Source organism: Plantactinospora sp. CNZ321 (assembly GCF_004217235.1).
Genome location: NZ_SHKQ01000001.1, coordinates 3,895,197 through 3,909,146 on the forward strand (window position 1 = coordinate 3,895,197; position 13,950 = coordinate 3,909,146).

11 protein-coding genes and 1 pseudogene are annotated in these 13,950 nt (G+C 71.3%); 3 read left to right on the forward strand and 9 right to left on the reverse strand.

Going from position 1 to position 13,950, the window contains the following annotated elements; all coding sequences use genetic code 11:
- Positions 1-11: 11 nt before the first annotated feature.
- The 6 genes from EV371_RS17070 to EV371_RS17095 all read right to left on the reverse strand — a co-directional run bounded on the left by EV371_RS17070 (position 12) and on the right by EV371_RS17095 (position 5,067).
- Positions 12-1,139, reverse strand: coding sequence for an ATP-binding cassette domain-containing protein (locus EV371_RS17070; RefSeq protein WP_130462916.1), 1,128 nt, complete (start codon positions 1,137-1,139; stop codon positions 12-14).
- On the reverse strand, positions 1,136-1,987 hold the full coding sequence (locus EV371_RS17075) for an ABC transporter permease (protein WP_130462917.1): 852 nt from the start codon (positions 1,985-1,987) through the stop codon (positions 1,136-1,138). The genes EV371_RS17070 and EV371_RS17075 overlap by 4 nt, the downstream gene beginning before the upstream one ends.
- A 3-nt stretch (positions 1,988-1,990) precedes the next feature.
- Complete coding sequence (modA, locus tag EV371_RS17080) at positions 1,991-2,791, reverse strand: molybdate ABC transporter substrate-binding protein (protein ID WP_130462918.1); 801 nt, start codon at positions 2,789-2,791, stop codon at positions 1,991-1,993.
- Complete coding sequence (locus tag EV371_RS17085; protein ID WP_130462919.1) at positions 2,788-3,213, reverse strand: TOBE domain-containing protein; 426 nt, start codon at positions 3,211-3,213, stop codon at positions 2,788-2,790. The genes modA and EV371_RS17085 overlap by 4 nt, the downstream gene beginning before the upstream one ends.
- A 259-nt stretch (positions 3,214-3,472) precedes the next feature.
- Positions 3,473-4,504, reverse strand: a complete 1,032-nt coding sequence (locus EV371_RS17090) for an NlpC/P60 family protein (RefSeq protein WP_207230521.1) — start codon at positions 4,502-4,504, stop codon at positions 3,473-3,475.
- Positions 4,505-4,605: 101 nt separating this feature from the next.
- Positions 4,606-5,067, reverse strand: coding sequence for a hypothetical protein (locus EV371_RS17095; protein ID WP_130462921.1), 462 nt, complete (start codon positions 5,065-5,067; stop codon positions 4,606-4,608).
- 939 nt (positions 5,068-6,006) lie between these two features.
- On the opposite strand from EV371_RS17095, the gene EV371_RS17100 reads away from it, so the two are divergent.
- Positions 6,007-6,714, forward strand: coding sequence for a hypothetical protein (locus tag EV371_RS17100; RefSeq protein ID WP_486484656.1), 708 nt, complete (start codon positions 6,007-6,009; stop codon positions 6,712-6,714).
- Between the two features lie 89 nt (positions 6,715-6,803).
- Here the strand turns inward: EV371_RS17100 and EV371_RS17105 are convergent, their stop codons facing one another.
- Both EV371_RS17105 and EV371_RS17110 read right to left on the reverse strand, forming a co-directional pair.
- On the reverse strand, positions 6,804-7,463 hold the full coding sequence (locus EV371_RS17105; protein ID WP_130462922.1) for a nucleotidyl transferase AbiEii/AbiGii toxin family protein: 660 nt from the start codon (positions 7,461-7,463) through the stop codon (positions 6,804-6,806).
- Complete coding sequence (locus tag EV371_RS17110) at positions 7,460-7,816, reverse strand: hypothetical protein (protein ID WP_130462923.1); 357 nt, start codon at positions 7,814-7,816, stop codon at positions 7,460-7,462. The genes EV371_RS17105 and EV371_RS17110 overlap by 4 nt, the downstream gene beginning before the upstream one ends.
- A 295-nt stretch (positions 7,817-8,111) precedes the next feature.
- Between EV371_RS17110 and EV371_RS17115 the strand changes: the two genes are divergently transcribed.
- Positions 8,112-8,873 (forward strand): hypothetical protein, encoded by a 762-nt coding sequence (locus tag EV371_RS17115; protein WP_130462924.1) that lies wholly within the window; start codon positions 8,112-8,114, stop codon positions 8,871-8,873.
- A 206-nt stretch (positions 8,874-9,079) separates the two neighbouring features.
- Here the strand turns inward: EV371_RS17115 and EV371_RS17120 are convergent, their stop codons facing one another.
- Positions 9,080-10,348, reverse strand: a complete 1,269-nt coding sequence (locus tag EV371_RS17120; protein ID WP_130462925.1) for a cytochrome P450 — start codon at positions 10,346-10,348, stop codon at positions 9,080-9,082.
- A gap of 245 nt (positions 10,349-10,593) precedes the next feature.
- Here EV371_RS17120 and fdh point away from each other — a divergent pair.
- Positions 10,594-13,836: pseudogene (gene fdh, locus EV371_RS17130) on the forward strand (formate dehydrogenase); the annotation flags it as partial.
- Positions 13,837-13,950 lie beyond the last annotated feature (114 nt).

A 13,950-nucleotide genomic window follows, 5' to 3' on the forward strand; every position in this document is an offset into this window, starting at 1 on the left:
CGCCGTACCGCCTACCGGCCCGGCCGCCCTAGCCCGCCGGCCGCCGCCGGGTAGACGCGGGTCTCGGTCGCCTTCACCGCGGCCCAGAGCGGCTGCCCCGGAGCCAGCCGCAGCTGGGCGGCGGCGGCCGGGGTGATGTCGGCGGCGACCTGGACCGGGCCGCTCAGCTGGATCCGCAGGTTGTCCCCGTGTCGCTGGATGGCGGAGATGGTGGCCGGCCAGATGTTGCGGGGGCTGCCGTCGGGGCGGCCCGGGTAGAGGGCGACGGCCGAGGGTGGGAAGGCGACGAAGACGTCGCCGTGCGGATGCTCGGTGGTGGTGAGGAAGAAGTCGTCGCTGATCCGCACGATGGCACCGTCGCCCCGACCGCGATAGAGGTTGAGCCCGACGAGCCGGGCGACGTAGTCGGTCCGGGGTTGTGCGGTGATGGTGGCGGCGTCACCCTCCTGTACGACCCGGCCGTGCTCCACGATCATCAACCGGTCGGCGAGGACGAGCGCGTCGAGCGGATCGTGCGTGACCAGCAGCGTGGCGCCGGGATGCTCGGCGAGGTGACGTTGCAGCTCGGTACGGGTGTCGAGCCGGGTCCGGGCGTCGAGTGCGGCGAGTGGCTCGTCGAGGAGCAGGAGTGCGGGGTCGACGGCGAGGGCGCGGGCCAGGGCGACCCGCTGGGCCTGCCCACCGGAGAGCTGCCGTGGTTTCCGCCGGGCCTGTCCGGCCAGGCCCATCCGGTCGAGCCACTCGGCGGCACACCGCCGGGCCCGCCGGCGGTCCGCACCGTGCCGACGCGGTCCGAAGGCGACGTTGTCGAGCGCGGTCAGGTGCGGAAAGAGCAGATAGTCCTGGAAGACCACGCCGATGGGCCGCCGCTCGGGCGGTGTCCAGCGGTCCAGGTCGGGTCGATCGAGGTCCCGGCCGGCGAGGGTGATCCGCCCGCCGGTGAGTGGCAGCAGGCCGGCGAGGGCCCGCAGCGCCGTGGTCTTGCCGGCACCGTTCGGGCCGAGGAGTGCGACGACCTCGCCGGCGCTGATCCGCAGCGCGAGGTCGAGCCGGAAGGCGCCCCGGTCGGCGACCAGGTGTGCGTCGAGCAGTGGCGTGCCGGCCTCGGCGTCGGCCCGGGTCACCGAGAGGGCGGTCATGGGCCGGTGATCCAGCGGTCCCGCAGGCTGGCCAGGATCGCCACCGAAACGGCGAGCAGCAGCAGGCTCAGCACGATCGCCGCCTCCAGGTCGGTCTCCAGCGCCAGGTAGACGGCGAGCGGCATGGTCTGGGTCCGGCCCGGGAAGTTGCCGGCGAAGGTGATGGTGGCGCCGAACTCGCCGAGCGCCCGCGCCCAGCACAGTACCGTCCCGGCGGCGATGCCCGGGGCCACGAGCGGCAGCGTGACCCGGGTGAAGGCGGACCACCGGCCGGCGCCGAGGGTGGCCGCCGCCTCCTCGTACCGGGTGTCGGCGCCGCGTAGCGCCCCCTCGACGGCGATGATCAGGAAAGGCATCGCGACGAACGCCTCGGCGAGGACGACGCCGGCGGTGCTGAACGGCAGGGTGATCCCGAAGGTGGCGTCGAGCCAGCCGCCGAGCAGCCCACGGCGGCCGAAGACGAGCAGCAGGGCGACGCCACCGACCACCGGTGGCAGTACCAGCGGAACGGTGACCAGCGCGCGCACGACCCGGCGGCCGGGGAACTCGACCCGGGCGAGCAGCCAGGCCAGGGGTACGCCGAGGAGCAGGCAGAACAGGGTGGCCAGGGTGGCGGTCTGCAGCGACAGCCGGAGCGCGGTGAGCACCTCCGGCTCGGCGAGTCGGTGCGGGAGGGTGCTCCATGGCGTGCGTACCAGCAGGCCGACCAGCGGCAGCACCAGGAAGAGCAGTCCGAGCGCGGCCGGGAGGAGCAGCGCCGCCGGCACCCGGCCGGTACGTCGACGCCGCCGTGCTGCCCCGCCCCTTCCGGCCGGGCTCGTCGCGGGTACGTCGTGCGGGAGTGCCACCGGCTACGGCGCCTGGAATCCGGCGGCGGTGAGTACCGCCAGGCCTGCGGCGGAGAGTACAAGGTCGACGAACGCCCGCCCGGCCCTGACGTTCGGCGCGTCGCTGAGCAGTACGATGGGGTATTCGTTGGCCGCACCGGCCGACTCGGGGAACTCGACTCCGTCGACGTCGCCGCCGGCGGCTCTGACGTCGGTCCGGTACACCAGCGCCGCGTCGACCTCGCCCAGCCGCAACTTCGACAGCGCCGCCTTGACGTCCCGCTCCAGGGTGACCGGGGTGACCCGCACCCCGGCGGCGGTCAGCACCCGCCTCGCCGCCGCGCCGCACGGCACCTGCTCGGCGCAGAGCGCCACCTTGACGCCGGGCCTGGTCAGGTCGGCCAGCCCGGTCAGCCCGCCAGGATTGCCCTCCGGCACGGCGATCACGAGTTGGTTCCGCGCGAAAGTAGCCGGGGTGCCATCGCCGTTACCGGCGTCGGTGACGGTCTTCATGTTGGCCGGCGCGGCGGCGGCGAAGACGTCCGCCGGCGCGCCCTGGTTGATCTGGTTGGCGAGCGCGGAACTGCCGGCGAAGCTGAAGCTGACCCGCACGCCCGGGTGTGCCGCCTCGAAGTCCCGGCCGAGCCGGGTGAACGACTCGGCCAGCGACGCCGCCGCGAAGACCGTGACGTCTCCGGTGATCCGGGCACCGTCGCCGGCCGGTGGTGGGCTCGCGGTCTCGCCGCCGCTGCCGCAGCCGGGCAGGCACAGCACCGCCAGGACGGTCAGTGCGGCCAGCGTGGTACGGAATCGTCGGGCCCTCACGCGCTGGTCCTCGCTCGGCCGCCGGCCGTCGTCGCCGGCTTCTCCACCACGACCGTGGTCGATTTGATCACCGCGACCGCCACCGAGCCGACCTCCAGCCCGAGGGCGTCGACGGCTTCGCGGCTCATCAGCGAAACCAGCCGGAACGGTCCCGCCTGGATGTCCACCTGGGCCATCACCGTGTCCTTGACCACGGCGGTGACGATGCCCCGCAGCCGGTTGCGCGCCGACGACTCCTCGGCACGCCCCGCGGGCTCGCCCGCCTGTGCCTGGACGAACCCGGCGAGCGTCGCCCCGTCGATCAGCCGGTGCCCGTACTCGTCGCGTAGTGCGGGCAGCCGTCCGCCGTCGATCCAGCGGCGCACCGTGTCGGCGCTGACCCCGAGCAGTTCTGCGGCCTCACCGATCCGGAACACGGTCACCGGGCCAGGCTACTGATCCGCATCCGCAATGTGAAGACGGCTTGCCCACCCGCATCTGCCGCATCAGTCAGCCATAGCCCTCGGCATCTGCGGGTCGAGCGATGACCGAGGACGGCTGCCGTACCGGCCGGAGCCAACCGCCCCGAGCGAGCCGCCCGGTCGATTTGACGACCACCCACCATCCATCCACGATGGTCCCCGACATACCGATGTACCGATGTCCGCCGGCCGCGCCACCACCGGCGAACCGCGAGCCGCGCTACAGGTAGCGGCGCGCCCCGGCGTACTCGTGGGCGTACCGGTGCTGGTCGAGCTCGACGTACTCGACGCCGCTCTCCTCGGTGTCGGTGTTGGTCGGCGCGTCGACCACGTAGCCGTCGCCCGCGTACACGCCGACGTGGTGCACCCGTCCGGTGCCGTTGTTCCGGGCGAAGAAGACGAGATCGCCGGCGGCGAGCTGGTCCCGGGCGACCGGGGTGCCGGCGTTGGCCTGGTCCTGCGCGTCGCGGGGGATGGTGATGCCATGCGCGGCGTAGACGGAGTGGGTGAGTCCGGAACAGTCGAAGCCGAACCCTGCGGTACCCGCCCACAGGTACGGCAGTCCGAGGAACATCCGGCTCGCCGCCACCACGTCCGGGCCGGTCGGCCGGGGGATCTCGGCGGAGGAGCGGTAGACCGAGACGTCCGAGGCGGCCAGCCAGCTGGCCCCGTCGCTCGGGGTGGCCACCAGTACGGCCCGGTCGAGCCGGGCCAGCACCGGCAACCTGGTGTTGTAGCTCAACTCCATCGCCCGGCGGGTCCGGTGCGGGTCGTCGTACAGCCACGCGGTGGGCGTACGCACCAGTGCGAAGGGGCGGCCCGCGAAGCGGCCGAAGGTCTTCCCGTCGGTCAACTGCACCCTGGGCAGCCAGCCTGGGTAGCCCCGCTCGTCTCGGGGGGTCGGCTGGTCGGGTACGACCACCTGCACCCAGTCGCCGAGCTCCGCCAGGATCAGCACCCGCTGCCCATACGTCGCCTGGGTCTCCAGATCACCGATGAGCCAACGCCGCTCGGCGAGGGTCATCCCGCCCGTCCAGGCACGTAGGTCGACCGGGTTCGTGGTGGACGGCAGGTCGACGGGACGGTGCCGACCGGGCTCCACCCACAGGGTGGCCACCGAGACGTCGACATGTGCGGTGCGTGGCTCGGCACGCTTCGCCGGGGTCGCGGCGCGGGCGGCCGGGGCCGTGCCGAGCAGTGGACCGAGGACCAGCGGGGCGGCCAGGACGGTGCGGCGCGACAGTCGGGTCACGGCGATATCTTCCACCATGACAACGCGAGGCGACAAGAACCTACATCGATGGATCCGCTTCCCAGGCGACCGAACTGGCTACCGGAGCACCCGCGGGACGGTTATCGCGACCCCGTCACACTCCGGGCCGTCGTCGTCTTCGCCGTACTCCTGCGGGCACCCTTCGCCGCGGTGGCTGTCTTCGCGGTGGCCTTCTTGGCGGTGGCCTTCTTAGCCGTGGTGCCCTTCCGCGCGGTGCTCTTCTCGGCGGTGCTCTTCCTGCCGGGTACCCGCTTCGACGGTGCGGTCCGGGTGGCCGGAGCGGCCTTCTTCGCCTCCTTCGCCACGGTCGACGGCCGCTTCTCCGGGGTCTTCGCCGCGGTCGCCCCGGTGGCTCGTCGGGTGGCGGTGGCGACCTTCTTCGCTCTCGTGGCGCTCTTCGTGGGTGCCTTCTTCGCGCCGGTCGCCTTGCGGGCGGCGGCGGGCCTCGTGGGAGTGCGCTTGCTGCCACCTCGACCGTCCGCCGGCCGTCTGCCCTGGCTGACGGTCGATCGAATCGGGCCTGCTCGTCGTGCGTCGGCCACCTCGGCTCCTCCTCGTCCGGCTCTTTTCCTATCGCCTCGACCGCCTCGGTCTTCGCGCCAGGTGGCCGGAGCGGCCGACCCGGTCACCGCACGGCTCGGTGGCCCGGCGTCGGGATCCGGTACCACCGGGCGGATGGTCGCCACCGGTACCACCCGGCGGACCGGTGGCCGTCGGGTGTCGTGGGTCGCCCGGCGGGCAGGTCCCCGGTGTGTGGCGGCGCTGTCTCCCCTGGGTGCGGGTCCGCTAAACCCGACCCGGCCGTACCGCTGCCGCCGCCGGTCGGTCGACTTATCCGCACTTCACTCGATTGGGTGGCGTGGGAGATGCTTGTCGTGCTGGCCCTGGTTCGCGGCAGCTGCGCGTGGCAGGCGATCCCGCCGGGCGTTTTCGCATTACGACGGGTGTTTTGTTCATCAGATCGAGCGGCACCCAAGCCGCCTATCGTCCTAGGATGCTGTAGGGGTGGGCTGGTCGGTCACATCCGCCGAGAACCAAGGTCTGAGACGGCGGAACGCGAATCCGGTGGACAGGGCCGCAATCGGACACCAGGGCCTTCGGGGTCGATGCCCGGATCACGGCGACGTGCCGGGCCGGATCCTGCGCGACTCGGGGGAAGCCGAGATGTCTGATGGGCTCGCGCGGCGCGGATGCGATGTCCGCGAGGGATCTCTGCTCCGAAGTTCATGATCGACTGGGTGGTCGGTGGAATGTCGGCAGGCCGGCAGTCGTTACACCACCCGTGCGACCGAGTACCACCAGTCGTGACCTGCACTGGTGGCCAGGCGCCGGGGAATGATCCCGGGCCACCGGTCGTTACATACTGTGTTCGCCCGAGTACCGGCACCCCCTGGAGCCGTGTGTGGGCGTACCCCTCTCTCCTCCAATGACACCCCATCCCCCCGGTGGGGTGTTCATCCCCGATTGGAAGGAAGACCATCATGAACACCACCATGTTCAGCCGATGGCTCCCGGCCATCGAGCAGACCTCCCTGATCCGTAGGACCGCCCTGGGTGTGGCTGGTCTGGCCTTCGTCGGCGGTACCGTCGCCGGCCCGGCCGTCGCCGCGCAGGCCGCTGCCGAGCATGTCGGCACCCCGGTGTCGCAGTCGGTCCTGGCCGACAAGGACGACAAGGGTGGCAAGGACATCCTCAAGCACGACAAGCGGGACAAGGACCGCAAGAGTAAGGATCGTAAGCCGTCGCGGGACAAGCTGGTACCGCACGGTGTGCAGGGCAAGCAGTCGAGGATCCCGCTGTCGGGTGAGCAGTCCGACAACGTCAGGGCGATCGTGAAGGCCACCAAGAAGGCCGGCCTGGACGAACGGGCCGCGGTGATCGCGGTCGGTACCAGCCTGCAGGAGTCGAAGCTGGAGAACCTGGGTCACCTGGGTGCCCGTAACGACCACGACTCGCAGGGCCTGTTCCAGCAGCGCCCGTCCTCGGGCTGGGGCTCGGTGGAACAGATCACCGACCCCGAGTACTCCACCACCGCGTTCCTCACCGGACTGAAGCAGATCGACGGCTGGCAGAACCTGCCGCTGACCGTGGCCGCGCAGAAGGTACAGGTCTCCGCGTACCCCGACGCGTACGCACAGTGGGAGGACCAGGCCGCCGACCTCGTCGCCGACGCCTGGACCAACAGCTAAGGAAGAACAAACCGAAGGCCGGACCCGGGTCGGGTCCGGCCTTCGGCATCCTCGGATCCGGAGCCTCAACCGAGGCGGGCGCACCCGGGTCAACGGGGCCAGGCAGCCAGCTTCGCGCGGATCGATCGGATCTGTGCGGCGTCCCGCCCGTACCGGGCGAAGCGCTGGTCGGGCAACCGGTCCAGGTAACGGCCGGCGGCGGTGATGTCGTCCGGCTCGATCGCCGGGTCGTACTCGGTGGCGAGCCGGATCAGGTCAGGTACGGCGTACCGGTCGAGCGCCGCCGCCACGTCGATGTAGTCGCGCACCTCACGGCGGGTGACCAGGGCGGCGGTCTTGCTGGCCACCAGGTCCTGGACGTGCATGACCGGACCGAGGTCCATCACCACCGGGCTGCGGTGCCGGTCCAGCCGGCCCAGGCTGAGCCGTAGCTGCCGCCCGCCCCTGCCGACCAGGAAGTCCTTCATGTCCAACTCGAAGCCGCTGAACAGCCCGGCCAGGTCGGTCGACGGGTCCTCGTCGACGACGGTGAAGCCGGCCGCCTCCAGCGCGGCTCGGACCTCTGCCTCGGCGCTGGCCGCTGCGCCGTCGACGTCGGCGAAGAGGTCGACGTCCTCGGTCGGTCGGGACACCAGCCCGTGCGCCGCCCAGGCCACCCCGCCGCCGAGGACGAATCCGTGCTTGTCGGCCACGGAGAGGGCGACCCGGGCGACCTGTCGGTAGAAGTCGTCGAGATGCGTGGTGGTCATGCCGCCCGGCGATCACCGGCGGCCAGCGACGGGTGCCGTCGCTCCCACGCCGCCCGCACTCCGCGCGGCAGGTTCAGCGAGGACCAGACCCGACGGAGGACCCGACCGTTGACGAACCGGCGCAGGTCGTCGGAACGGGTGGTCTCACGCAGGACGTTCTCGTACATCCAGAGCAGTTGGTCCGGGTCGTCGAGGTCGAAGCTGCGCTCCGGCCCCCACATGAGGCGCAGTGGCAGCACGATCGTGCCCCGGGTCGGGCCGGTCAGCTCGGCGACGGTCGCGGTCACCACGGCAGGCCGACCGGGGCGGGCCAGGTAGGCCACACCGGTTCCGGACGCGGCGACGTACTGCATGCGCTCAGGGTAGCCGGAAGCGGCCGGGTACGGATCGTCCGTACCCGATTTTGCTGGTCTGTCCGGCCTGCTGCCAGCCCCGAGTTCGGGTTCGGGCTGGGTCGGAATCCGGGCCGGGCCGACGGTGTCCGGCGGAAGGGCAAATCCGGAATGCCGGACTGGCCCGGCTGGTTGTTCATTGTCGGTACGCCCGCGAGGTCAGCCCCCTGGACCGCGGGCGTGCCTCCCTTGTGCGCTGGGGCTGGCGTCCCAGGGCCCTCGCAGTGCCTCCCGGAATCCAGACGAAAGGGTAACCATGAATCCGATTTTCGGACGATGGCTTCCCGCCATCGTGGAGACCGCTCGCGCCCGATGGCTGCCCGCCATCGCCGAACATCCGGTGACGCGTCGGCTTCCCGCCGTCGCGGAAACCCCGCTCGCCCGCCGGTCCGCGCTGGCCGTCGCCGGCCTCACCTGCGCGGCCGCCTGCTCGGCGGTGGCTGGTCCGGTCGGCGTGGTCGCCGCCTCCGGCGACCCGGGCGCGCAGTCGGTGGGGTACGGCCAGTCGACGCGCGGAGACTGGCACGCCGAACGTAACCGGCCCGCCGACACCGGGAACTCGGCCGCCAAGCCGTCCCGGGACAAGCTGGTCCCGCACGGCGTGCAGGGCCACCAGTCGCGGATCGAGCTTGACGCCGAGCAGCGGGACAACGCCCGCGAGATCGTCCGGGTCGCCCGGAAGATGAACATGGGCCAGCGGGGCGCGGTGATCGGCGTGGCGACCGCACTCCAGGAGTCGAAGCTGCGCAACCTCGGTCACCTGGGCGCGTGGAACGACCATGACTCGCTCGGCCTGTTCCAGCAGCGGCCGTCGTCCGGCTGGGGATCGCCGGAGCAGGTCCGGGACCGGGACTACTCCGCCAGGGCGTTCTACGCCGGACTCCAGCGGGTCGACCGCTGGTGGGACCGGCCGCTGACCGACGCCGCCCAGGCGGTGCAGGTGTCGGCCTACCCCTACGCGTACGCGCAGTGGGAGGAGCAGGCTGCCGACATCGTGCAGGACGTCTGGTCCAGGTGACGCGTCGGCCCACGGATTCGGGGAGGCCCGGCCACGCGCCGGCCTCCCCGACGACAGGCCGGCGGTGACGGCGGCGGGTTGGTTCGTCGAACCGGCCCCTGCCGGTCCCGGCCGGCCGAGACCGGCACGGGCCGGCCGAGCCGGCGGGCGTCCGCCGGAACGCTTCCGGCGGACGCCCGAACCGGCGGTCGGCCGGGGTGGGTCGGTCAGTCCGGCATGGTCACCCCGAGCGGGTCGGTCGGGGTGAACGTCGCCGGCATGCTGACGAACCCGTTGATCACACCGACGCTTTCGTTCTGCTTCGTGGCGTCGCGGTCGATGACCAGGTCCGGCATGCGTTCGAGCACCCGCCGCACCATCACCGGGAACCAGGCGCGGGCATGGTTGAGCCCGATACAGCGGTGGATACCGAGCCCGAAGCTGGTGTGCCGGTTGGGGGAGCGGTCCAGCCGTACCTCGTCGGGGTCGGGGAAGACCGCCGGGTCCCGGTTGGCGGCGGCGAACGACATCATCACCCGGTCGCCGGCCCGCATCTGCTGCCCCCCGACCACCACGTTCTGGGTGACGGTCCGGGCGAAGCCCATCGCCGGTGGGAAGACCCGGAGCAGTTCCTCGGTCGCGTGTACCCAGAGCGACGGGTCGGCCGTCAGCATCTCCCGGTGCTCGGGGTGGTCGGCCAGCCAGAGCATGGTGTGCGCGAAGAGCGCGGTGGTGGTGTGCACGCCACCCTGGATCACCAGCAGCGCGATGCTCACCACCTCCTCGACGGGCAGGGGTGCGCCGTTGACGCTGGCCTGGGCCAGTCCGCTCAGCAGCCCCTCGCCCGGCTCCTCGCGCAGTCTCGGCACCTCGGCGGCGATCGCGCCGCCGAGCTGCCCCATGATCTGGACGTTGCGCGGGTAGTCGGGGTCGCTCGGCGGCGACGCCGCCACCCGGTGCATCGGCTCGGCGTACGTCTGCCAGTCGTCCAGCGGCAGCCCGATCAGTTTCATGGTGGCCAGCGCCGGCAGCGGGTTGCCGTAGTCGAGCACCAGGTCGATCCGGCCGCTCGTGCAGACGCGGTCCAGCAGGGTGTCGGTCGCCTGCTCCGCGAAGGGCAGCGAGTCGCGGGCCGCGCTCGGCGAGAAGTACGGGCTCATGATCCGCCGGTACGGGTTGTACTCCGGCGGGTCCAGCTCCAGCGGCACCTGCTTGATCGGGTTCGGCGGGATGACGATGCCCTGCCGCGGGTCCGACGGGTCCTCGGTGTTTCGGCCGGAGCTGAAGGTGGCGTGCTCCCGCATCACCTGACTCACGCCGGCGTGGTCGGAGACCACCCAGAAGCCGCCGTAGGTGTCGGTGCGGGCGACCGGGCACCGGGCCAGGTGCTCGTCGGAGATGGCCCGCCAGTTGGCACGGTATCCGGGGGAGTGGTGGTCGAAGTCGATCCGGGGGATGGGATCCGAACCGGTCTCGGAGGATTGATCGACAGACATCGCGTCAGAGTACTGCGCCGATCACCCTCAGATGTCACGATCATTCATATTGACGCCCGACCCTTTGCTGTCCTTCGTCCCGTTTCCGCAGGCTGGGGCGACTCTCGACGGCCCCGTGGCCAGGGCGAAATTTCCTGGTAGTTCTCCGGCCGACCGGGTTTCGCCGCTGTCCTGCGGGCACCGTCTGGCTGACCTAACCTGGGAGTCAGGCGACCGGCCTGGTGATGGCGGGAGGTGCTGACAACATGGGGGTCCGCACCTGGATCACGCAGTGGCCGGTCTACCGTCAGCTCACCGGCACCGACCCGCTCGGCCGGGGCGCCGCCGCGAAGTCCGCCCGCTCCGCCGGGCTGACGCCGCGTACCGACACCGCCGACTCGGTCGCCCGGTCGATCTGCCCGTACTGCGCCGTCGGCTGCGGCCAGCGGGTCTACGTCTCCGACGGGCGGGTCACCCAGATCGAGGGAGACCCGGACAGTCCGATTTCCCGGGGCCGGCTCTGCCCCAAGGGCGCCGCCAGCAAGGACCTGGTCACCAGCGACCTGCGACAGCAGCGGGTGCTCTACCGTCGCCCGTACGGAACCGAGTGGGAAGAGCTGGACCTGCCGACCGCGATGGACATGATCGCCGACCGGGTGCTCGCCGCCCGGGACGCCACCTGGGAGGACGTCGACGACCAGGGCCGGCCACTGCACCGCACCCTCGGCATCGCCAGCCTCGGCGGGGCGACCCTGGACAACGAGGAGAACTACCTCATCAAGAAGCTGTTCACGGCGGCGGGGGCGATCCAGATCGAGAATCAGGCCCGCATTTGACACTCCGCCACGGTCCCCGGTCTGGGGGTCAGCTTCGGTCGCGGTGGCGCGACGGAATTCCAGCAGGATCTGATCAACAGTGACTGCGTCATCATCCAGGGCTCGAACATGGCCGAGGCGCACCCGGTCGGCTTCCAGTGGGTGATGGAGGCGAAGCGGCGGGGTGCCAAGGTCTTCCACGTCGATCCCCGGTTCACCCGGACCAGCGCGCTCGCCGACGCGTACGTCCCGATCCGGGCCGGTACCGACATCGCCTTCCTCGGCGGCATCGTCCGGTACATCCTGGAGAACGAACTGGACTTCCGGGAGTACGTCGTCGCCTACACCAATGCGGCCACCATCGTCAGCGACGAGTTCCGGGACACCGAGGACCTGGACGGGCTCTTCTCCGGCTACGACCCTGACCGGACCAGCTACGACCGGGGCAGCTGGCAGTACGCCGGGCACGAGGACGACGGGCACAACGACACCGCCACCGAGCGGGAGGGCGCGGCCGGGCTGCAACACGAGTCGCACGGCCCGCCGGTCTCCGCACGGGCGCAGCGGGACGAGACGCTCCAGCACCCGCGCTGCGTATACCAGATCCTCAAGCGGCACTACGCCCGCTACACCCCGGAGATGGTCGAACGGGTCTGCGGGGTTCCTCGGGAGAAGTTCGAGGAGGTCGCCCAGGCCTGGGTGGCGAACTCGAACCGGGACCGCACCACCATGCTGGTCTACTCGGTCGGCTGGACGCAGCACACCGTCGGGGTGCAGTACATCCGGACCGGGGCCATCATCCAGCTGCTGCTCGGCAACGTGGGCCGGCCCGGCGGTGGGATCCTGGCGCTGCGCGGGCACGCCAGCATCCAGGGCTCGACGGACATCCCGACGCTGTTCAACCTGTTGCCCGGTTACCTGCCGATGCCGCACCACGCCCAGCACCCGACCTTCGACAAGTGGTGCCAGGGCATCAGGCACCCCGGCCAGAAGGGCTTCTGGGACAACGCCCGGGCGTACGCGGTGAACCTGCTCAAGGCGTACTGGGGCGCGGCGGCCACCCCGGAGAACGACTTCTGCTACGACTACCTGCCCCGGATGAGCGGCGACCACGGCACCTACCAGACCGTGTTCGACATGATCGACGGCAAGGTGAAGGGCTACTTCCTGCTCGGACAGAACCCGGCGGTCGGTTCGGCGCACGGCCGTGCCCAGCGGCTCGGCATGGCCAACCTGGACTGGCTGGTCGTCCGCGACCTCTTCCTGGTCGAGAGTGCGACGTTCTGGAAGGACAGCCGGGAGGTGGAGACCGGCGAGATCGCCCCGGAGCGATGCCGTACCGAGGTCTTCTTCCTGCCCGCCGCCTCGTACGTCGAGAAGCCCGGCACCTTCACCCAGACGCAGCGGCTGTTGCAGTGGCGGGAGAAGGCCGTGCAGGCGCCCGGCGACTGCCGCTCGGAACTCTGGTTCTTCTACCACCTCGGCCGGATCATCCGGGCCAAGCTCGCCGGCTCGACCCGGCCGCGCGACCGGGCCCTGCTCGACCTGACCTGGGACTATCCCACCGAGGGACCGCACGCCGAGCCGGACGCCGAGGCGGTGCTGCGGGAGATCAACGGGTACGAGGTGGCCACCCGACGCCCGCTGAACTCGTACACCGAGATGAAGGACGACGGTTCGACCCTCGGCGGTTGCTGGATCTACACCGGAGTCTTCGCCGACGGGGTCAACCAGGCGGCCCGGCGCAAACCCGGCGGGGAGCAGAACTGGGTCGCCGCCGAGTGGGGCTGGGCCTGGCCGCTCAACCGGCGGCTGCTCTACAACCGGGCCTCCGCCGACCCGGAGGGCCGGCCGTGGAGCGAACGCAAGCGGTACGTCTGGTGGGACGCGGACCGGGGTGAGTGGACCGGACCCGACGTACCGGACTTCGAGAAGACCAAGCCGCCGTCGTACCGGCCGGACCCGGACGCGACCGGAGTGGCCGCGCTGGCCGGCGACGATCCGTTCGTCATGCAGGGCGACGGAAAGGGCTGGCTGTTCGCGCCGTCCGGGATACTGGACGGGCCATTGCCGACCCACTACGAGCCGGTCGAGTCCCCGGTCCGCAACCCGCTCTACGGGCAGCAGGCCAATCCGACCCGCAGGACGTACGACCGGCCGGACAACCCGACCAACCCCAGCCCGCCGGAGGTGGGCACCGGCGTCTTCCCGTATGTCTTCACGGTCAGCCGGCTCACCGAGCACCACACCGCGGGGGCGATGAGCCGGAACGTCCGCTACCTGGCCGAACTGCAACCGGAGATGTTCGTCGAGGTCGGACCGGAACTCGCCGTCGAACGCGAGCTGACCCACCTGGGCTGGGCGCACCTGGTCACCTGTCGGGGTGTGATCGAGGCGCGGGTGATGGTGACCGACCGGTTGAGCCCGCTGCGGGTCGACGGCCGGATCATTCACCAGCTCTGGCTGCCGTACCACTTCGGCAATGCGGGCCTGGTCCGGGGCGAGCCGGCCAACGACCTGTTCGGGGTCACCCTCGACCCGAACGTGCTGATTCAGGAGAGCAAGGTCGGCACCTGTGACATCCGGGCCGGCCGCCGACCGACCGGGCCGGGGCTGCTCGACTACCTCGCCGACTACCGGTGGCGGGCCGGTGCCGACGGGCACTACCCCACGGTGGTGACCGACGCCCGGGGCGAGGCGGTCCGAACAGATCCCCGGCGACCCGGGCGGACACCCGTCGACGGCTGCGGTGCCGGCCAGGGGCCGGGTGGACGGCACACCGGCGACGACACGAAACCGGAGGCATGA

Excerpts from the sequence above, each read along its gene's own strand:
- EV371_RS17105 (WP_130462922.1), bottom strand. The coding sequence starts at position 7,463 with ATGACCACCACGCATCTCGACGACTTCTACCGACAGGTCGCCCGGGTC.
- EV371_RS17120 (WP_130462925.1), bottom strand. The coding sequence starts at position 10,348 with ATGTCTGTCGATCAATCCTCCGAGACCGGTTCGGATCCCATCCCCCGG.
- EV371_RS17100 (WP_486484656.1), top strand. The coding sequence starts at position 6,007 with ATGAACACCACCATGTTCAGCCGATGGCTCCCGGCCATCGAGCAGACC.
- EV371_RS17110 (WP_130462923.1), bottom strand. The coding sequence starts at position 7,816 with ATGCAGTACGTCGCCGCGTCCGGAACCGGTGTGGCCTACCTGGCCCGC.
- EV371_RS17070 (WP_130462916.1), bottom strand. The coding sequence starts at position 1,139 with ATGACCGCCCTCTCGGTGACCCGGGCCGACGCCGAGGCCGGCACGCCA.
- EV371_RS17115 (WP_130462924.1), top strand. The coding sequence starts at position 8,112 with ATGAATCCGATTTTCGGACGATGGCTTCCCGCCATCGTGGAGACCGCT.